This is a genomic window from Micromonospora sp. CNZ322 (genome assembly GCF_007827755.1).
In genome coordinates, this window is sequence record NZ_VITD01000009.1 from 175,038 (window position 1) to 193,908 (window position 18,871).

Below are 18,871 nucleotides of genomic sequence, written 5' to 3' on the forward strand. Positions count from 1 at the left end.
CGCCCGCTCTCGCCCCGGCGAGAGCGGGCGCCGCTGGTCAGGAGACAGGCTCGCCCGAGGGGGCGGTCAGCGTGACTCCGGTCGCGACCGGCACGCCGAAGTTCGGCGTGCCGTCGGCGTTCCAGGTGAACTTCTGGGCGCGGGTGGAGCGGTTGATGTCACAGCCGGCCGACGCCGAACTGTTGGCGTGATAGACCATCCAGTCCTCCGTGCCGTCCGGCGACTTGAAGAACCCGTTGTGGCCCGGCCCGTAGACACCGTTGGCGTTCGAGCGCTGGAACACCGGGTTGGGTGACTTCGTCCAGGACGAGGACAACAATGGATCGCCCGTGCCGTTGTAGGTGAGCATGCCCAGCTTGTAGTCGGGCGTGGAGCAGTGGCTCGCCGAGTAGACAATGAAGGTCTTGCCATTGCGCTGCAGGACCTCCGCGCCCTCGTTCACGCCGCCCCCGACGGTCTCCCAGCTGTAGGTCGGCGTGGACAGGATGCGCCGGGTGCCGCTGGCCGTCCACGGATTGCTCAGCGGGCGGATGAACATCGGCTGGGAACCGTTGTAGAACGTACCCAACAGATACAGCTGCCCGTTGAGCTGCAGGATGCTCGCGTCAAGCTCCCAGGTGTTGTCCGCGGTCGGGTCGAGCATGGAGGCCTTGAACGTGTACGGGCCCATCGGGTCCGTACCGGCGCTCTCGAGCACGTGGATGCGTTGGGTGCCCAAGTTGAACGGCTCGCGGCCGGCGGTGTAGTAGAAGTACCACCGTGGCCCGTTCGGCCCGTTGAGCAGGAAGAATTCGGGTGCCCACATGGTGCCTGCGCCGTTCGGATTGGTCAGGTTGAAAATCACCTGGTCGGTGGCGGTGGCCAGCCCACGCAGCGTGGTGGCCTTGCGCATCGTGATGGTGCGGTTCCAGGTCGTCGTGGCCAGGTAGTAGTAGCCGTTGTAGTAGGTCAGCCACGGGTCCGGACCCTGCGCCTTGATCGGATTGGTGAACGTGTTGGCCGTGCCGCCGCCGGTCACGAAGCCGGCCAGACGCCAGATCCGGCTGGTGGCGGTGCTACAGGCCAGCTGTACCAGGCCGGAGTTGGCGGAGGAAGAACCACCAGCGGGCACGAGGCACTTGCCAGAGCCGACCGACACGACGTTGAACGTCTTGTCGGTGCCACTGACCGCGACCGGTACGAGCCGCCAGCGCTGGTTGGGATTGCTGTGGCAGGTCCATTGGATGATCGCGGCATTGTCGGCTGTCGAGGCGCCGTTGACGTCGACGCACTTGCCCGCGGTCGACGTCGCGACGGTGTAGGTGTCGGTGGTGCCGGACACCGGGGTGAAGGTGACTCGCTGGTACGCGGCGGTGCTGCAGACCTGCTGGGTGATTTGCACCGCGTTGGCGGTGTCGCCGCCAGGCAGGGCCAGACAGTTACCACCGTTGGAGTTGACCAGCGTGGTGGCGAAGGCGGCAATCGCGGCTGCGGCGTGCTGCGGGACGATCAGCATGGTCGCGACCAGGATCGGCACTGCGAACAGGGCGGACTTGCGGGAACGCTTCATGTGTTGCGACCTCCGGTGGGGACGGTTCCGGAATCAGCGATGCGCCCGCCAGCCTTCCCTACGAAAACCTTTTCGGCAATCACCGGTGCCGTGGCCGCAACCGCCAACCAGGTCGAGCGCCAGCGGCGCAGCTCATGACCGACGACAAGGGCCAGCAGCCACACCCCGGCAAAGGTCACCGTGAGCGCTGGCCACCGCCGACACTTCGCCAACCCTGCGAATCCCGGAATCTCCACGCAACGGCCAACACCTTGACGAAACCCTTTTCGGGTCTCAGGGTAACCACTGAACGCATCGGCAGCAATGGATGGCTCTGCCTTTCCGGCCAGTTCCAACATCGACGCCTGCCCTCTGCCCGAACATTCGGCGGGCCGCGCGGCGGATGGCACTGAAGGGCGCGACCACCGGGCGTACAAGCCGCTACTGCCGGCTGCCGGCTCGGCTACTACGACACAGACAAGGAGATGGCTGATGGCACATCAACCACGAACTCTGTTCCGGCTCGCGGCCGCAGCTCTTGCGATGAGTCTCACCTGGGCGGCTGTCCTGACCGCCGGCACCGGCCATGCGGCTGCGACGGGCTGCCGGGTCGCATACACAGTCAGTTCCCAGTGGGCGGGTGGGTTCGGTGCGAACGTCCGGATCACCAACCTGGGCGATCCGCTGACTGGCTGGACGCTGCGCTGGGCGTTCGACTCCGGGCAGACAGTCACCCAGGCATGGAACGCCACGGTGACCCAGAACGGGGTGACCGTGACCGCGACGAACGCCTCCTACAACGGCAGTCTGGCCACCGGCGGCAGCGCCTCATTCGGGTTCAACGGCAGCTCGAACAGCGCCGGCAACCCGGTGCCGGGCAGCTTCACCCTCAATGGCGTCACCTGCACCGGCAGCACGACGCCGACCCCCACCGCCGGTCCGACGACCCCGCCCCCGACGGTGGCTCCCACCGTGGCACCGCTGCCCCGCACAGTCCGGGTCTACTGGCTCAAGCCGTCCGATGTGGCGTTCGACCAGCGGTGGCCGGACGGCATCGCCACCGTGATGCGCGAGGCACAACGGTACTACCGCCAGGAACTGGGCAAGACGTTCACTCTCAACAGCCCGGTGGTGGAGGTCGTCAACGGCGACCACGTCAAGTCCTGGTACGAGAACACCCCCAACGGTCCGGACCGCTACTGGTGGTCGGTGTTCAACATGCAACAGGAACTCATCCGCAAGCTCAACCTACGTAACCCCGACAACCGTTGGCTCAACGTGGGCGAGATCAGTGCCGAGGGCCCAGGCGCCGGTGGTGGCGGCGGGAACGGCTGGGTGATCCTCTGCCAGCACGACGCCGACGGCGCCGCCGGCGTCAACGGCCCGATGAACCGCTGGTACGGCGGCATGGTCCATGAACTCGGACACGCTCTCGGGCTGCCGGACTCGACCTCCACCGACGGCACCCCGATGTCCGCCTCGTTCTACAACTACCCGAACACACACTTCAGTCAGGCGCAGAAGAGCCGGATCCTGTCCGGTCCGTACGCCAGTTTCCTGTCCTGAACTTCGAACCCCATCGGCTGGTCCGGCCCACCGCGGCCGGACCAGCCTCAGCGTCGGCCTGCTCGACGTGGCCGCAAAGACCGGCCACTCAACGCTGCGGCAGGGTCGACTCGCGCATGACGAGGCGACCGGAGAACTCCTCCGACCGGGACTCAGCGCCGCTGATGGCCTCGAAGAGCCGCTGACCAGCTACGGCGCCAAGGCGCTGGAGGTTCATGTCGATGCTGGTCAGGCGCGGGCGGGAGTCCGCCGAGATGGCCTCCCAGTTGTCGAAGCCGATCACGGAGAGCGCCCCTGGCACGTCCCGTCCCAGATCACGCAGCGCGTCCAGGACGCCTCGGGCGATCTGGTCGCTGCCGCAGAAGATGGCATCGACCTCGGCGTGCCGTTCGACGACCATGTGCGCGGCGGCCCGCCCCCAGGACTCGTCCCACGACCCGAAGTAGGGTCGATCGCCGACCAGGCTCAGGCCGGCGTCGGCGAGTGCCGCCGCCGCTCCCTCGGCGCGGTCCCGTGCCGCCTGGAAGCCGATTTCACCGGTGATGTGGGCGATGTTGCGCCGCCCGCAGGAGAGCAGGTGGTCGATGGCGAGTCGCCCACCGCCCACGTTGTCGACGGTGATCGAGACATCGCTCGGGTCCGCGGAGGGGGCGTACACGTAGACGACCGGTACCGGGATGTTGCCGGCCAGCGGCGGGCGAGGGTCGGTCCGGGAGCCGACGACGATCAGCCCATCGACGCGCCGCGACAACAGCGCCCGTACGTGATGCTGCTCCCTGATCGCGTCGCCACGCGCGTCGCACAGGAAGACCGAGACCTGGCCAGCGCCGAAGGCGTCCTCCGCGCCCATCAGGATGGGAATCGAGAAGCGCCCCTCCAGATCGCTGGTCAGCAGACCGACGGTCCCGGTCCGACCACTGAGCAGGCCACGGGCGAGGGCGTTCGGCGCGAAGGACAGCAACTCCGCAGCCTCCAGCACCCGGACCCTGGTGGTGGCTCTGACCTCACTGCGCCCGTTGATGGCCTTCGACGCGGTCGCGACCGACACGCCGGCAAGCTTGGCGACGTCGGTGAGCGTGGGTGTCCGGTTGGCGTGGATCTCAGGCTCCGTGGTCATGGCGTGCTTGCTCCTCCCAGCGACCAGGCACAGGTGTGGTGCGCGGCGACAGGGCGCCTCGGCAGATCTTCGACGAGCACCCCGCACGGGCAGCTTTCGAAAACCGGTTTCGGCGCGGTTTCCCGCCCCTCGCGGCCCGGCAGAACCTCCTTGTACCTGCCGCCCAACCTGGAACACTACAGGGAAGCGTCACGTCGGCTCGTGCTGGGAAGTCCGCTACCGAACCACCGTTCGAAACGCCTCGAAAGCGGACGCCGCCACGCCGGGGTGACGGCGCCGGACGGGGCGCCGCCACCAACCGGGAGCTAACTGCCGACTGCGAAGTAGCCGGTGTCGATCTGCGTGGTCACCTCGGCGCCATCGACGGTTCCGGTGATCCGCACGATCGCGGTGCCGGCCGCGATCGCGGCTCTACGGGTGGGAAATGCCTGGTAGGCGGCAGCCCCCGGAGCGACGCCGGGGACCGTCCGCGAGCCGTACGGCGTGACCAGCTCGATGGTCAGCGGCACGGTGTCGGCATTGCGGGCGGTGACGGAGACGTATGCGTTGCTGCCGATGCGCTGCGTGCGGGCCTGGACCTCGACCTCCCACCGCGGCGCCGGCTGGAGTTCCCTGTTCGACTGGGCCGCGTAACCAACGATGCGATCCTTCTCCGCCCTGGTGAAGACGCCCGCTTCGACGAACGTCTCCGCGGTTCGGGTGACCGTCGACACGAACGCACCGTGTGTGGCGAAGGGCGCCTGGTCCCAGACCAGATCAAGGAAGGCCGGGCCATCGGTGCCGGGCGAGGGCACGCCTGTCACCGGGATGTCGTAGTGCGGAAGGCCGTCGTTGCGCTTGCGGTTGGGCACGCCGGTGTCGATGGAGCCGAACACGATCGTCGGCTCGACCCGCCGGAAGTACGACGAGGCGGCCTGCGTGTCAGCAATGTGGTAGGGACGCAGGGTGAGGCCATGCGTGGTGAAGAGCGGGTCACCCGTTGCCGTGGTGCTCGCGCGGGTGATCGCCGCGTGCGAGTAGTCCCCGTCGCGCTTGAGGTGGCGGTACAGGGACAGTTCGCGATAGTTGCCGACGCCGGGGTTGCCCAGGATCTGCAGCAGGATTGGCCCCCAGAAGATCGATTGCGTGTCGGGGCGATCCGGTGCCCGCTCGATCCGGAGGCTGAAGGGCATCCGGATCTCGACGGTGTCGCCCGGCCGCCAGGTCCGGCTCAGCGTCAGGTAGCTACCGGGCCGGGCGTCGACGCTCTGGGGAGCGCCGTTGATCGTGACGAGGAAGCCCTTGCGCACCCAGCCCGGCACTCGCAGTTTGATGTCGAGCTGGCCGCTGCCGTCGACGGTCAGCATGGTGTGGTCGGCGCGCGGGTAGCTGGTGTCCTGGGTAATGGTGAAGCCCTTTTCGGCCCAGGTCAGCGTGGACGCTACGTACAGGTTCACCCAGAGCGTCCCGCCGTCTGCGGACTTGAAGTAGATGGTTTCCTGATACTTGGTGTGGTTCTCTAGACCCGTCCCGCCGCAGCAGGTGCCGATGTTGCCGTAGCTGCGGGTGGCCCCCGGTGTCAGCGGCTGGAAATAGGTGACCTGCGGGCTGCTGACGTCCGCGTTGTCGGCGCGCGAGCCGAGGATCTGGTTCAGCAGGCCTCGCTCGTAGTAGTCCAGGTACGCCGGGTCGTGCTCGTGGAAGAACAGGTTCCGCGCCAGTTTGAGCAGGTTGTAGGTCGTACACGTCTCGGCGCCGCCCTGGGCGATCGAGTTCGCGATGTTGCCCCGGTTCTGGAACAACTCGGTGTTGTTGTTGGAACCTGGGTAGTTGCCGCCGGTCCCCCCGTTGACGTACGTCCTCTCCGGCACGACCATGCCGAAGAAGTTGCTGGCGGCCTGGAAGTACTCCCTGTCACCGCTGTGCTCGTAGACGCGCAGGTAGCCGACGAACTGTGGCACGTGTGAGTTGGCGTGCAGACGGTCCGGACGGCGACGGCCGGGCCTGGTCTGCGGCGTCGTGACGAGGATGTCGCGGTTCTCGACGCAGGCGTCGAAGAGTGATTCGCGGTTGTCGAAGCACTTCGCGTTCTCCAGGTGCCTGTCGTCGCCGGTGAACGCGTAGATCTCGGGGAACACCTCGTTCGCGCCCCCGGTCTCCCCGGCGATGTAGAGGTCCCACATGTAGTTCAGGTTGTCCCGGGTGATCGGACCCGAGTACGCGGGGTGGTTCTTGTCACCGACGGTCAGTGCGAGATGCGCCCAGTCCGCCATCTTGACCACCACGTCCCGGGCCTTCTGGTTGCCGGTGTGCTCGTAGGCATCGAGCAGGCCACGCATGATCTTGTGTTGCGTGTACCACGGTGCCCAGGTGTTGGTGGTCAGGTCACCACCGTAGACGGCCCACCTCGGCGGGCCGAGGCGGAGGACCGCATCTTCCGGAATCGCGCCCAGGTAGCCCGGGTGCGTCGGGATCCAGAGTGCGCTCCCGCCGCTCTGGCTCGCCACGATGCCGCCGTCCCGGCCGTTGGGCGAGGAGTCCCTGACCGTCGAACCGCCCTCCTCCTCGAACCGGTACCATGCGATCGAGCCGCCGCCGGTGCTTCCGGCCGCCGAGTCCAGCAGCGACCGGATCTCCGGCCCGGTCAGCGCCCGATCGAAGATGTGGAACTCGTCGACGGTCGCGTCCAGGTACGCGTCGCCGTACTGCGAACGCCCGATCCACCGGTTGCCGGGGTTCCCGAGGCTTGCCGGGCTGAGAGTCATGGTCGTGTTCTGGCCCGCCTGCTGACCGTTCACGTACAGCGTGCCGGTGTGCTGGGTGAGGGTGACAGCCAGGTGCACCCACTGGTTCGTCGGCAACGCGGCGCTGCCATCGATCCGCTGCTCGCCACCGCTACCGCTGATCGTGATCGCAAATCGCGGCACGTTGCCGGTGACTCCGGCGCGCGGGGTCAGGAACATGTTGACAGTGGTGTTCTGGCCGAAGTCGAACAGCCGGCTCCAGCTCTGGGTCGAGGCGAGATTCACCCAGGAGGCGATGGTGAAGTCGGCGAGCTGGCTGATCGCTTCCTGGGGAAGGGTCACGTGCTGGGCGCGGCTGGGGCCGTTCAAGCGTAGGCCGCTGCCGAATCGGCCCGGCACCCGCCCGATCGGCGGCTCCTCCGGTTCGGGGTCTTCTCCCGGGCCGCCGCTACTCAGCCGCGCGGTGATCGCCGCCTGGCACGCCGCGAGTTCGTCTACCATCCAGTCGAGCTTGCTCTTGAAGATCGGCTCTCCCTGGTCGGCGTACCCCTGAGCCAGGGCCGTCATGAGGTGGCCGGCCCAGTGGCCGCTGAGCAGCCCCCCGTCCTCCCAGCCGCCGGGCACGGACACCCCGGGTGGGTTCGGCCGACCGGCCTGGTTGTTGAACAACACCAGGAAACGCCGCTCGTCGAGCTGCCGAAGGTAGTTCTTCACGCGGTCGCGCTTCTCCTGAAACAAGCTGTCGCCCAGCGTCACGTCACGCAACCGGAACGGTCGCACCGGGGCGGTGGCCCCAGGGCCCAGCTCGTTCGGACCCACGCCAGTGAGGGTCCGGCCGGTTGTCGCGCCGGCCTGGGCGGAGGTCGCCGGGAGGGCGCCGGCGGTGACCGTCGCGGCGGCACCGATGGCGGACGCCTGGAGTAGGCGGCGTCGACTGACCGGAAGCGGGTTGGATTGCGCCACTTGGGATCGTCCTTCCTGTGGGGTACGTACGGACAGTCCGGCCGCCCGGTCGTCGCCCGGCCCGTGCGGGTCGGATCAACTCGTCAGCCACCGGCACGGCGGCGATCGCGCTAACACTGCTGCGGACAGGTGCCCGACTCTCCGCTACTCGGCGGCTTCGGCGAGCCAGACGCGCATCGTCGAAGGCCCCCGATTGGCCCAGGCGTGGTACTCCACCAGCGACACCTCGTCGAGCTCGTCGCCGGGCACCGGCGCTGCCCCGGCCTCGTCAGCCCGGTAGGGCCATCCGTGCTCCCGGGCCCGCACCCGTCGGCACGTCACGGTGACCCTGCCGTCGACCAGGCGGGGCGGCCGGCGGGTATCGACGCGGAGTTCGTCGACGGTCTCCACGCCCGGGACGTCCACGGATTCCAAGGCGAACACGAGGGGGCCACGTTCGACTGCCACACACCCGCGGATCGCGTCGATCCGGGCGTCCGGGTAGGTGAACCGAGGCGTCATCGGCAGGGTCAGCACCATCTCGTCGCCGCGTCGCCAGGTCCGTCGCTCGGTGACGACCCCCGGGCCGACCGGTCGGGTGTCGCCGCAGAGGGTCACCGTCGCCCCCCGGGTCGCCCAGCCGGGCACCCGCACCGACAGCGACCACGGGCGGTCGTCATCGCTGTCGATTCGCACCTGGATCCGCCCGTCGTGCGGGTAATCGGTGGTGATGGTCACGCACAACTCACGCCCGTCGGCGAGGCGGTGCGCGACGGTGCCCGACAGGTACTGGTGCAGCTGCAGTCCGTCGTCGTCGGCCGTGGCCACGTACGCGGTCAAACTGGCCATGGTGCGGGCGACGTTGGTCGGGCAGCAGGAAACCTCGAACCAGGGCGCCCGCAACGATGCCGCAGCGCGCAGGCTCGGTCGGTCTGCGTCCGGTTGGGTGCCGAGTTCCCGGCGGTGCAGGGTGTTGGTGTAGAAGAAGCTGCGCCCATCAGCCGATGGCGAGGTGGCGACCACGTTGAACAGGGTCCGCTCGATGAGATCGGCATACTCTGGATCGCCGTCGGCGAGCAGCAGCCGCCACGCGAGCATCACCGACCCGACACCGGAGCAGGTCTCAGAGTAGGCGCGATCGGGCGGCAGCACCCAGTCCCCACCGAACGCCTCGTCCTGGTGGCGAGAACCCTGCCCGCCGGTGAGGTAGGTGCGCCGGGCCACCGCGTTCCTCCACTGGATGCGGATCGCATCCAGCAGGCTGGTCTCCTTCAGCTCCACTGCAACGTCGACGGCCCCTGCGGCTAGGTAGTTTGCCCGAACCGCATGTCCCCGCAGCACCGTCGCCTGCCGGACGGGAAGCTCGTCCTGGAAGTACTCCCGGCCGAACTCCACATCGCTGAGCCGGCCATGGCCCCGCCGGTCAACGAAGAGAGCAGCTTGGGTCAGGTAACGGTCGTCGCCGGTGACCCGCGCGAACTCGACAAGCGCCGGCTCGATTTCCGGGTGCCCGCAGAGGCCGTCCAGGCCGTCCGGTCCGAACGTCTCACACACGTTGTCGGCCGCGCGGCGCGCGATGTCGAGCAGCCCGTCGTCAGCGCCTGGCCGGGTCCGGGAGCGGGCGACAGCGGCCTGCAGGAGGTGGCCAACGCAGTAGAGCTCATGGCCCCACTCCAGGTCGGACCAGCGCGGCGCCTGTCCCGGCCCCCCGAACCTGGTGTTGAGGTAGCCGTCGGGCTGCTGTGCCGCGGCCACCCGTCGCACCACGGCGCGAAATCTCGACTCGAGGTCCGCGTTCCCGCTCCGGCCGATCTCCCACGCGGCCGCCTCCAGAAACTTGTAGACCTCTGAGTCGGAGAACTCGCGTCCGCGGCGGTCGCGGGCAAGGTCGCCGTGAACGGCGAGGTCGAAGTTGCGGAGCCAGCCCGCCCGCTCAAGCCAGTGCTCGATGTGCGGCAGGGTTGCCGCAGCGTTGATCGATTGACGCTCGGCCCAGAATCCACCCGTGACGCGCACCTCGGGTAACCCGAGCGGGCGGAACCGACCGCGGATCGGCAGGACAGGGGCGGCGGTAGGTGCGATGCCGCTCATTCTCATCCCTTCAGCGCGCCGGACATGAAGCCCCGCACATAGTGTCGTTGGAGTAGCAGGAACAGGACGACGCACGGCAGGGCGAGGACGACGACGCCCGCCTCGGTCGCTCCGTAGTCGACGACACCTTGGACCTGGCCGCGCAGATTCGACACCGCGAGCGGGAGCGTCATGCGCTCTGTGTCGTTGATGAGGATCAGCGGAGCCATGAAGTCGTTCCAGGCGGTGAGGAAGGCGAACAGTCCGACGGTGATGAGGCCCGGCTTCACCGCCGGCAGCAGCACGCGCCACAACGCACCGAACGGCGAACAGCCGTCCACCATCGCGGCCTCGTCGAGTTGGCGCGGCACCGCTTCGAAGGAGATGCGCATCAGGAACGTGGAGAACGGCAGCTGGAACATGGTGAGCACCAGGGCCACCCCGATCAGGGAGTTCTGCAACCCCACCTGGTTGAGCAGCACGTAGAGCGGAATCAGCAGCGTCGCGTACGGGACCATCAGAATTGCGAGCGTGAGCAGGAACAGGATGTTGCGGCCCGGGAACCGGAACCGGGCGAACGCGTACCCGCCGAGCATCGAGGTCAGCAGCGTCAGGACGACCGTGAGAAGTGAGACGATCGCCGAGTTGCCGAGGTAGCGCCAGATGCCGGCCTGATAGTTGGCCAGCGTCTCGTAGTTGCCGAACCCCCAGCCGTTCACCTGGTTGGTGCCCGCGTGCGGGGCGACTGATGCCACCGCCGTCCAGGCCAGCGGCGCCAGGAAGATCAACGCGAGCGCGCCGGTAAAGACCCAGTAAGGCGTTCGCAGCGCGATGCCGGCGACCGTGACGCCAGCTGATCTGGACCGACCGGCCGGTCTCCGACCGGGAGACGACGGCGCCCCGGCCGATGCGGAGCTGGATCGGGAAAGGACGGCCATCGGCTCAGCTCTCCTCGGACCGGAAGACGCGCAGTTGCAGCGCGTTGACGAGAATCAGGGCCAGCAGCACGATGACGGACAGGGCCGCCGCCACGCCAAGGTCGTTCTGCCCCTGGAAGGCCACCATGTAGATGAGTTGGACAACGGTGATCGTGCTGTTGTCCGGGCCACCCTTCGTCAGGATGTAGAACTGCTCGAAGGCGAGCAGCGAGCCGGTGACACAGAGCACGGTGGTCAGCGCCAGCGTCGGGCGCAGCAACGGCAGAGTGATCATTCGGAAGGTCTGCCAGCGACTGGCGCCGTCCGAGCGGGCGGCCTCGAACACGTCGGCCGGTATGCCCTGCAAGCCGACGAGCATGAGAACCATGTAGAAGCCGGCGTAGCGCCAGACGATGAGGAAGGTGGTCGACAGCAGCGCCCAGTTCGGTGAGCCGAGGAACGTAAAGCCCAGATGGTCCATCAGCGGCGCCAGCGGGCTCGCGTACGGCGAGTAGAGGACGTAGAACAGCAGGGACGCCGACGCCAGCCCCAGGGCGCTGGGAATCAGGAGCGAGGCTCGGAGCAGGTTGTTCCACCGGCTCGACTCCTGCACGAGCAGGGCCAGTCCCAGGCCGAGCGCGAGCAGCAGCACGGTCGCGAGCACCGTGTACTTGACGGTGAACACCACCGAGTCGGTGAAGAAGCGGTGGTTGATCGCCTTCACGAAGTTGTCCGGCGCATTGATGCCCTGGTCGCCGGTCAGCAGCGGCCACCTCGACACCGACATCTTGATGACCAGCAACAGCGGCACAGCGAACAGCAGCACGACGAAGACCGCGGTCGGCGTCGCATAGATCCAACCGAGCAGGGCCTGCCGGGCGCGCGGGCGGGCGCGGCCGCGTATCGCCGGTTCGGGGGGCGGGCGGAAGGGTGCGGTGACGCTCATCGGAGCCCCTTTGTCCTTCAGGTGAGAGCCAACGGACGGGTGCTACCGCAGGCGGGTGCCGGCCGCCAGCACATTCGGCACCCGCCTGTCGGGATCGGCTACTGCTTGAGCACGGCGGTGATCTCGGCGTTGTCCTTCTGGATGTCGCCGCTACCGTTGAGCACCTGGTTGCGGACGAGGGTCAGCCACGGGCTGCCTGGCGCGTTGAACGCCTGCTGGAAGTTCAGCGCCACGGGCGTGTCACCCTTGCCGGCCGCCTCGTTGATGGTGACCAGTCGTGGGTCCGCCACGGCGTACTTGTTGTTGGCGAGGTCGGCCCGCGCCACCACGTCCTTGTTCTTCGCCAGCACCTCGACCTGGGCGTCCTCGGACATCATCCAGCTCAGGAAGCTCCATGCCTGCGGCGCCTTCTTCGAGTCCTTCGAGACGCCGATCCCGTCCCCACCGACGAAGGTGGAGCCGCCACCGTTGGGGCCGGGGATGGCAGCAACACCGACCTCGAACGGCGTCGACGAAAGCAACGTCGCCGGGTAGAACATCAGCCCGACCTTGCCCTCGGTGAACGCGGCGGTCCAGGTCGGGCCCGTCTCCCCCGCCGAGGCGGGCAGCACCGCGCCGGACTTCCACAGGTCGTGCCAGGTGCGGTAGACCTTCTGGGCGGTCTCGTCGGCGAGTTTGGATTCGGTACCCTCCGCGCTCAACACCTGACCTCCGCTGGCCCAGACCGACGGGAACCAGGTGAAGACCAGACAGCCGCCGCAGTTCAGCCCGGCTGCCGTGCCGTAGACGCCGTTCTTCTTCGTCGCCTGGACCGCCTTGGCCGCAGCGGCGTAATCGTCGAGTGTCGTCGGGGCCTTCTCCGGGTCCAGCCCGGCGTCCTTGAACAGTTGCTTGTTCCAGAACAGCATCGACAGGTCCAGCACGAAGGGCAGGACGTGCTCTTTGCCGTCAAGCTTGCCGGCCGACAGGTGCCCCTTGTTGATCGAGTCCTTGAAGCTGAGGCCGTTGATGTTCGCGCTGATGTCCTGAAACAGCCCCTGGTTCACCCAGTTCTTCACGTAGACGATGTCGGCGGCGAAGAGGTCCGGAAGGGCACCCGAGCCGGAGGCAGCACCGACCTTCGCGACGTAGTCGTCGTTGGGAACGACGGTCAGCTTGACCTTGTTCTGGTGGCTGGCGTTGTACGCCTCCACCAGGAGTTTCGCCTGCTTTTCCAGAGGCGCGCGGGTCCACATGGTGAGTTCGGTGCCGTCGTCGACGCCGTTGGGCCCAGCCTCGGCGGCGCTCGGGCCGGTCGGGTCGTCGCCGGTGCAGGCCGCCACACCGAGAGTCAGCGTCGCCACCAGCGCTCCGGCCAGCGAACGTAGGGCAGTTCGCCTGCCCAGGGCTCTCCTCATGATCTGTCTCCCTTGGGTCCATCGTTCCGAGGAAGCCGTTGCATGGCCTCCGTAAGCCGGCGATCCCGTGCGGGCTGCCCGGATGTCCCCATCGCGCCCTCGCCTCCCGCCGGCACCGCTCGCCCGCCACGTCGTCACCGCTGCGTCCGAGTCATGCGTGTCACTTTTTCGCCGCTAGCGTGGCGCACGAAATCGATTTCGGCAAGATGTCACGCGGGTAAATCCGAAACACCTTTCGGCACCGCCCGCCGCTTCCCCGCAACCGCTCTAAGCTCTACGCTTACTCGCAAAACGAGCGGGAGCCACCCCCGGTGGGCGGCCCTAAAACCTTGCGAAAGGATTTCGGTGGGGCGACGACGATCACAGTCGGTGACGCTTAGCGATGTGGCGAATCGCGCCGGCGTCTCCGTCGCCACCGCATCGAAGGCGCTGAACGGCCGCGCCGAGGTCGCTGCGGACACCCGAGAGCGGGTGATACGTGCGGCCGCCGATCTACGCTTCCAACCGAACGTGCTGGCATCCGGGCTGATCTCCGGGCGCACCCGCACAGTCGGGCTGCTCACCGACGAACTCGGCGGGCGGTTCTCGATCCCGATCCTGCTCGGCGCGGAGAATGCCCTCGGCAACGGCCAGATGTCAGTCCTGCTCTGCGACGCCCGCGGTGACGCCATCCGCCGCCAGCACTACATACGCACCCTGTTGGCACGTCAGGTCGACGGGTTCATCGTCGTCGGGGACAGCAACGACGTCAGCCCGTCACTGACCCAGGACATCCCCGTCCCGGTGGTCTACGCCTATGCCGAGTCAGTCGACCCACGAGATCTGTCGATCATCGCGGATGACGAGGGCGGCGCCCGGCTCGCAGCCGAATACCTGGTCCTGCATGGTCGACGCAGAATCGGGCACATCACCGGACCGGACAGCTACCGCGCCGCCCGGGACCGGGCGGCCGGACTTCGGGCGGTCCTCGACGATGCTGGCCTCTCGCCCGCCAACGATCCCCTGTTCGGCGAGTGGTCGCAGCGGTGGGGCCGGCACGCGGCGCGTCTGCTGGTGGCCGCCTGCCCCGACGTCGACGCGATCTTCTGCGGCAATGACCAGGTCGCCGCCGGGGTCGCCGACGCCCTCCGCGACCTGGGTCGACGGATCCCCGAGGACGTGGCGATCGTCGGCTACGACAACTGGGAGGACTTCGCGGCCGAGTGCCGCCCGCCTCTCACCACTGTCGACCTCAACCTCGAACAACTCGGCGCGACCGCGGTCAATCATCTCCTCGCGGCCCTCGACGGCAACGCCAACTCCGGCGTCATCCGCCAGCACGGCCGTCTCGTCGTACGCGAATCCACCGGACCCGCGCTCCCCCGGTAGCCGCGCCTCAGCAGGGCGACGGCGCCGCGGTGAATGGCGAGGCGTTCGGCGACCCCAGGGGGCGGGTGGGCACAGCGGTACTACGCCTGACCACCAGCTCAGGCGCGAGCAGCTGTCGTGTCTGTGTCGGGGCGCCCTCGATCTGCTCAAGTTGGGACAGCAGGAGCCCCAGGCTGAGCCGGCCGAGCTCGGAGAAGTCCTGGCGCACCGTGGTCAGCGGCGGCAGATAGTGCGCTCCGTCAAGGGCGCCGTCGAACCCCACCACACTGACGTCCTCCGGGACCCGCCGACCGGCCTCGTGCAGGGCCCGCAGCACGCCCAGAGCCAACTGGTCACTCGCGCAGAACACGGCCGTCACGCACAAATCGGCCGCCATCCGCTGGCCCTGCTCATACCCCGCCCGGGCACTCCAGTCCCCAGACACCACGGCGGGGACCGGCCGACCCGCCTCTCGCAACGCCGCACGCCAACCCCGCAACCGCTCGCTGGCCTCCGGCCAGTCGCCCGGACCCGCCACGTGGTGAACGGTGCGGTGCCCCAGGTCCAGCAAGTGCCGGGTGGCCAACCGCGCCCCGGCGACGTTGTCGATCCGCGCACTCGGCACCGCATCGATACTGCCCCCACCCACGGTCACGCAGGCGATCCCCGGCGACGCCTCCGCCAACGCGCCAGCCATCGCCGACTTCGGCGCGATAGCGATCACCCCCTCGACCGACTGCTGAGACAACCAGTCGACCGCGTCGAGCACCGACCCGCGATCCAGATGACGAACACTGGCAACGCTCACGAAGTAGCCCGCCGCCCGGGCCGCGCCCTCGATCGCATACAACATCGAGGTCGGCCCGAACAACGGACTCTCGTAACCGATGATCCCCAAGGTGCCGGAGCGCCGCGTGACCAGCGCGCGAGCGGCGGGATTCCGCCGGTAGTCCAACTTTCGCATCGCGTCGACAACCCGCTGCCGGGTTGCGGCCGTGACGTGTGGGTGCCGGTTGATGACCCGGGAAACCGTCTGGGTGGACACCCCCGCCAGCTCGGCGACGTCACGCATGATGGGTCGTCCGGGCCACCCGGCCGGTCGGGTGGAGGCGTCCGACCATGGGTCGTCCACCGTTTCGGGGGCGTTCACCTTGACCACAACCCACTCTCCTCGGCTTCAGTCAATCCACGGTCCAGCCTCCGAGAATGGCTGCCGAAAAGGGTTTCGGCAAGATGCCCGTGCCCCGGGTCCGGCGCAGGCCGGACCCGGGGGCGGCGCCGGTGACTGGCACCACGACTTGTGTACGGGCCATGAAGCCCGGCCAGCGATCGCGGCGTCGGTCCGATGAGGGCGGGCTGCATCCGCGGGCCATTCGCCGCGGCGGTGGTCAGCCGCCGTCTTGCCTGCGGTCAGTAGCCGTAGCGGTCCTTCAGGTGTCGCCACCAGTCGCGGAACATCCAGGTGTCGAACTCGGTGATCGTGCTGGCGCTACCGGCCTTCATCAGGAACCCCCCGACACCACTGGGAGTCCAGTCGTAGAAGTCGTCGAGGCCGAAGGTGTGACCGATCTCGTGCAGCAGAATGTGCATGTTCGCGGCATTGAGGTTGTTCATGAAGTACTCACGGCCCATCCGTTGACCCCAGTCGCCTCCTGCGCCGCCGCCGAACCCGTCGGTCAACCACAACGACTGGTCATAGTGCCGGGACGCACCACCCGGGCAGTTCGGGTACTGCCCACTCTGGTTGAAGAACCGCCCGCACGGCTCGGCGCACTGCGGCGCGTTCTCCCGAATGTTGTTGACGTAGATGTCCACCGACGTGTCCGACCACTGCAACTGCGCCCGGTCCCGAACCGCCCACCCGACGACCCGCACCGGCACCTCGCTGTACGGCCAGGCGTTGTGCCCGACCATCAGGTCGAACCACTTCTTGTACTGCCGAGCCAATGCCGCATGCACCTGATCACGCTGCGCGGCGCTCACCGTTGCGCTGGAGTCCCACCGCACACAGACGTTGAGGTACCCCCGGTTCGCGAAGACCTGATCCCAACCGTAGTTCCGGAACCCATACAGGTTGTTGTAAGTCTGCTCCTGATGCGTCCACACCTGACCGAGCGGACTCACCAGGTTGGCCGGCGGGTTCCAACCCGGCGAAGGCGGGGCCGTGGGCGGGTTGGTGTGCGCCTTGACCTCCAACAGGCCTACCGAGGAGGTGCCGTTGGAGGTCAGTTGAATCCGCAGGCGGGTGGTGTTGACTGCGGTGAAGGACACCCGGTTGTACCTGTCGGCGGCCACCGGGTAGCCGCTGGCGCCAGGAACGTCGGCGAAGGCGCTGCCGGACCAGGACTGCACCCGCCAGGCCGACGGCAGCCGAACACCGCCCTGGTCGTCGAAAAAGTACGCGTCCACCGCGCGGACCGTCTGGGCGGTGGGCCAGGTCAGCTCGACCCAGTGGGTGCCGGTCTGCGGCCAGGTGCCCCACCGGGGGTTGGTGGTGTCGTTGGAACGGGGCGGATCAACTCCGTCCTTGACCGCCGCCAGGTTTTCCCAGGACGAGGTGTAGGAGGCTGTCGCGGTGGCGTTCCACGCCAGGTTGTCCCCGGGAGCGGCTTGCGCCGCACCGGCCACCAGCAGGTTGGAGGTGCACAGGGCCAGGACCGCCAACGATGTCGAGACCCGTCGATTCCAGGTCATCTCACACTCCTTTCAATAGACATGAGTCGGTTATGGAAGTCCGGCCGGCCCGTTCCTCGGCGAGCGCGACCTGATGGGTGCGGTCAGGCCGGCAACGCCGTCGGCACGAACCCAGCCATCGCCTGCTGACGCCCCGCGTCGGCCGACGTCCCGGCATCGCCAGTCGACCCGACGGCCGACCACCGGTGGTGCGGACGCCTTGCGTCAGCACTCTCGGCAGTTACATTCTTCGATGCCCTGGCCCACCCTGCCGTACGGAAACCTTTTCGGCAAGGCGTCAACTTGGCTAGCTACATCGACTGTGAAACCGTCGCCCCCGCACGCTTCCGCAGTAGTCGCACCGACATCGTGGCCTTTCACAGGGGAGACGCCCGACCCCCTGTCGGCCAGTCATCAGTTTCGAAAGTCTTTCGGTGATTGATTCGCGCTGGCCCGCGTTCGTCGCGCCATCAGCGCCGTGCTGGCCGATCAGATCGAGCCCAATGTTCAGTCGTGGATCCCACGGTGGCGCGCACAGTTCAGCGTCACATTAATTCACAGACTGATGTACGGTAGTCGGGTGGAGACGCTGACGCATGGGCAGGTCCTGGCCCGTTTCGGTCATGCCCTGTCAGACCCGGTTCGCGCCCGGCTCCTGCTCGCGCTACGCGACGGGCCCGGTTATCCGGCAGAGCTCGCGGACCTGCTGGGCACCAGCCGGCAGAACCTCTCCAACCACCTGGCATGCCTGCGCGGCTGCGGCCTCGTCGTCGCCGTGCCCGAAGGCCGCCGCAGCCGCTACGAACTCGCCGACGCCCGGCTCACGCACGCCCTCGGAGACCTGCTCGGTCTGGTCCTGGCCGTCGACCCAGCCGCCTGCCCGGCCGCCGAATCCGAGGCGTGCTGCTGATGAACACGCCACTTCCGCTGATGTCGGTTGGCCCCTCACCGGCCCGGCGCTCGATCCTGATCCGACGGGTGCGCCTGTTCGTCGCCGCGACGATCACCTACAACGTGATCGAGGCGGTCATCGCCATCAGCGCCGGCAGGGTCGCCTCCTCGACCGCGCTGATCGGGTTCGGGCTGGACTCCGTCATCGAGGTGGCCTCCGCCGCTGCCGTGGCCTGGCAGTTCTCCGGCCCCGACCATGAACGCCGGGAACGCGCCGCGCTGCGGATCATCGCGTTGTCGTTCTTCGTCCTCGCCGCCTACGTGTCCGTCGAATCGGTGCGCGCGCTCGTCGGCGTCGACCGGGCAGAACACTCCACGATCGGTCTGGTCCTGGCCGCGGTGTCCCTGGCGGTGATGCCGATCCTGTCCGCCGCACAACGCCACGCAGGACGCGAACTCGGGTCAGCGTCGGCCGTCGCGGACTCCAAGCAGACCCTGCTGTGCACGTACCTCTCGGCGGTGCTGCTGGTCGGGCTCGCGGTCAACTCGCTGTTCGGCTGGTGGTGGGCCGACCCCAGCGCCGCTCTGATCATCGCCGCTGTCGCGGTCAAGGAAGGCCGCGAAGCATGGCGTGGCGACACCTGCTGCGTCCCCGGCGCCGCCCTGCGCTCCCCCGCCGACCGCAGCGACGCCAACGGATCCACCGACGGGTGCTGCACCACCGACACCCGCTGACCGGGGCATGCGCAAGGCA

14 protein-coding genes are annotated in these 18,871 nt (G+C 68.0%); 4 read left to right on the top strand and 10 right to left on the bottom strand.

What is annotated here, in order from left to right:
• Nucleotides 1–37: 37 nt before the first annotated feature.
• Together FB453_RS21845 and FB453_RS21850 are read right to left on the bottom strand one after the other, a co-directional pair.
• Nucleotides 38–1,549, bottom strand: a complete 1,512-nt coding sequence (locus tag FB453_RS21845) for a family 43 glycosylhydrolase (protein WP_145792944.1) — start codon at nt 1,547–1,549, stop codon at nt 38–40.
• Nucleotides 1,546–1,887, bottom strand: a complete 342-nt coding sequence (locus tag FB453_RS21850) for a hypothetical protein (RefSeq protein WP_145792946.1) — start codon at nt 1,885–1,887, stop codon at nt 1,546–1,548. Before FB453_RS21850 ends, FB453_RS21845 begins: the two co-directional genes overlap by 4 nt.
• A 133-nt stretch (nt 1,888–2,020) precedes the next feature.
• On the opposite strand from FB453_RS21850, the gene FB453_RS21855 reads away from it, so the two are divergent.
• Nucleotides 2,021–3,094 (top strand): cellulose-binding domain-containing protein, encoded by a 1,074-nt coding sequence (locus FB453_RS21855; protein ID WP_145792948.1) that lies wholly within the window; start codon nt 2,021–2,023, stop codon nt 3,092–3,094.
• Between the two features lie 88 nt (nt 3,095–3,182).
• Here the strand turns inward: FB453_RS21855 and FB453_RS21860 are convergent, their stop codons facing one another.
• The 6 genes from FB453_RS21860 to FB453_RS21885 all read right to left on the bottom strand — a co-directional run bounded on the left by FB453_RS21860 (nt 3,183) and on the right by FB453_RS21885 (nt 13,206).
• Nucleotides 3,183–4,211 carry a LacI family DNA-binding transcriptional regulator gene (locus tag FB453_RS21860; RefSeq protein WP_112602226.1) on the bottom strand — a complete coding sequence of 343 codons (1,029 nt, stop codon included), beginning with the start codon at nt 4,209–4,211 and terminating at the stop codon, nt 3,183–3,185.
• Nucleotides 4,212–4,516: 305 nt separating this feature from the next.
• A complete protein-coding gene (locus FB453_RS21865) occupies nt 4,517–7,897 on the bottom strand; it encodes a beta-L-arabinofuranosidase domain-containing protein (RefSeq protein ID WP_145792950.1) in 3,381 nt (1,126 codons plus the stop codon).
• A 144-nt stretch (nt 7,898–8,041) separates the two neighbouring features.
• On the bottom strand, nt 8,042–9,967 hold the full coding sequence (locus tag FB453_RS21870; protein ID WP_145792953.1) for a beta-L-arabinofuranosidase domain-containing protein: 1,926 nt from the start codon (nt 9,965–9,967) through the stop codon (nt 8,042–8,044).
• Between the two features lie 2 nt (nt 9,968–9,969).
• Complete coding sequence (locus tag FB453_RS21875; protein WP_112602229.1) at nt 9,970–10,884, bottom strand: carbohydrate ABC transporter permease; 915 nt, start codon at nt 10,882–10,884, stop codon at nt 9,970–9,972.
• A gap of 4 nt (nt 10,885–10,888) precedes the next feature.
• Complete coding sequence (locus FB453_RS21880; protein ID WP_145792955.1) at nt 10,889–11,809, bottom strand: carbohydrate ABC transporter permease; 921 nt, start codon at nt 11,807–11,809, stop codon at nt 10,889–10,891.
• Between the two features lie 98 nt (nt 11,810–11,907).
• Nucleotides 11,908–13,206, bottom strand: a complete 1,299-nt coding sequence (locus FB453_RS21885) for an ABC transporter substrate-binding protein (protein WP_145792957.1) — start codon at nt 13,204–13,206, stop codon at nt 11,908–11,910.
• A gap of 345 nt (nt 13,207–13,551) precedes the next feature.
• Between FB453_RS21885 and FB453_RS21890 the strand changes: the two genes are divergently transcribed.
• On the top strand, nt 13,552–14,574 hold the full coding sequence (locus FB453_RS21890; protein WP_112602232.1) for a LacI family DNA-binding transcriptional regulator: 1,023 nt from the start codon (nt 13,552–13,554) through the stop codon (nt 14,572–14,574).
• 7 nt (nt 14,575–14,581) lie between these two features.
• Here FB453_RS21890 and FB453_RS21895 read toward each other — a convergent pair whose 3' ends face one another.
• Both FB453_RS21895 and FB453_RS34985 read right to left on the bottom strand, forming a co-directional pair.
• The gene (locus FB453_RS21895; RefSeq protein WP_145792959.1) at nt 14,582–15,625 is read right to left on the bottom strand and encodes a LacI family DNA-binding transcriptional regulator; all 1,044 of its coding nucleotides are present in this window, start codon (nt 15,623–15,625) and stop codon (nt 14,582–14,584) included.
• 338 nt (nt 15,626–15,963) lie between these two features.
• Nucleotides 15,964–17,247, bottom strand: coding sequence for a metallopeptidase domain-containing protein (locus tag FB453_RS34985; RefSeq protein ID WP_486480370.1), 1,284 nt, complete (start codon nt 17,245–17,247; stop codon nt 15,964–15,966).
• A 544-nt stretch (nt 17,248–17,791) separates the two neighbouring features.
• On the opposite strand from FB453_RS34985, the gene FB453_RS21905 reads away from it, so the two are divergent.
• Nucleotides 17,792–18,136 carry a metalloregulator ArsR/SmtB family transcription factor gene (locus FB453_RS21905; RefSeq protein WP_145793105.1) on the top strand — a complete coding sequence of 115 codons (345 nt, stop codon included), beginning with the start codon at nt 17,792–17,794 and terminating at the stop codon, nt 18,134–18,136.
• The gene (locus FB453_RS21910) at nt 18,136–18,852 is read left to right on the top strand and encodes a cation efflux transmembrane domain-containing protein (protein WP_145792962.1); all 717 of its coding nucleotides are present in this window, start codon (nt 18,136–18,138) and stop codon (nt 18,850–18,852) included. Before FB453_RS21905 ends, FB453_RS21910 begins: the two co-directional genes overlap by 1 nt.
• Nucleotides 18,853–18,871 lie beyond the last annotated feature (19 nt).

Coding starts and splice junctions, on each gene's coding strand:
- FB453_RS21855 (WP_145792948.1), top strand. CDS start 2,021: ATGGCACATCAACCACGAACTCTGTTCCGGCTCGCGGCCGCAGCTCTT.
- FB453_RS21885 (WP_145792957.1), bottom strand. CDS start 13,206: ATGAGGAGAGCCCTGGGCAGGCGAACTGCCCTACGTTCGCTGGCCGGA.
- FB453_RS21875 (WP_112602229.1), bottom strand. CDS start 10,884: ATGGCCGTCCTTTCCCGATCCAGCTCCGCATCGGCCGGGGCGCCGTCG.
- FB453_RS21870 (WP_145792953.1), bottom strand. CDS start 9,967: ATGAGCGGCATCGCACCTACCGCCGCCCCTGTCCTGCCGATCCGCGGT.
- FB453_RS21880 (WP_145792955.1), bottom strand. CDS start 11,809: ATGAGCGTCACCGCACCCTTCCGCCCGCCCCCCGAACCGGCGATACGC.
- FB453_RS21860 (WP_112602226.1), bottom strand. CDS start 4,211: ATGACCACGGAGCCTGAGATCCACGCCAACCGGACACCCACGCTCACC.
- FB453_RS21910 (WP_145792962.1), top strand. CDS start 18,136: ATGAACACGCCACTTCCGCTGATGTCGGTTGGCCCCTCACCGGCCCGG.
- FB453_RS21845 (WP_145792944.1), bottom strand. CDS start 1,549: ATGAAGCGTTCCCGCAAGTCCGCCCTGTTCGCAGTGCCGATCCTGGTC.
- FB453_RS21850 (WP_145792946.1), bottom strand. CDS start 1,887: ATGTTGGAACTGGCCGGAAAGGCAGAGCCATCCATTGCTGCCGATGCG.
- FB453_RS21895 (WP_145792959.1), bottom strand. CDS start 15,625: ATGCGTGACGTCGCCGAGCTGGCGGGGGTGTCCACCCAGACGGTTTCC.
- FB453_RS21905 (WP_145793105.1), top strand. CDS start 17,792: ATGTACGGTAGTCGGGTGGAGACGCTGACGCATGGGCAGGTCCTGGCC.
- FB453_RS34985 (WP_486480370.1), bottom strand. CDS start 17,247: ATGACCTGGAATCGACGGGTCTCGACATCGTTGGCGGTCCTGGCCCTG.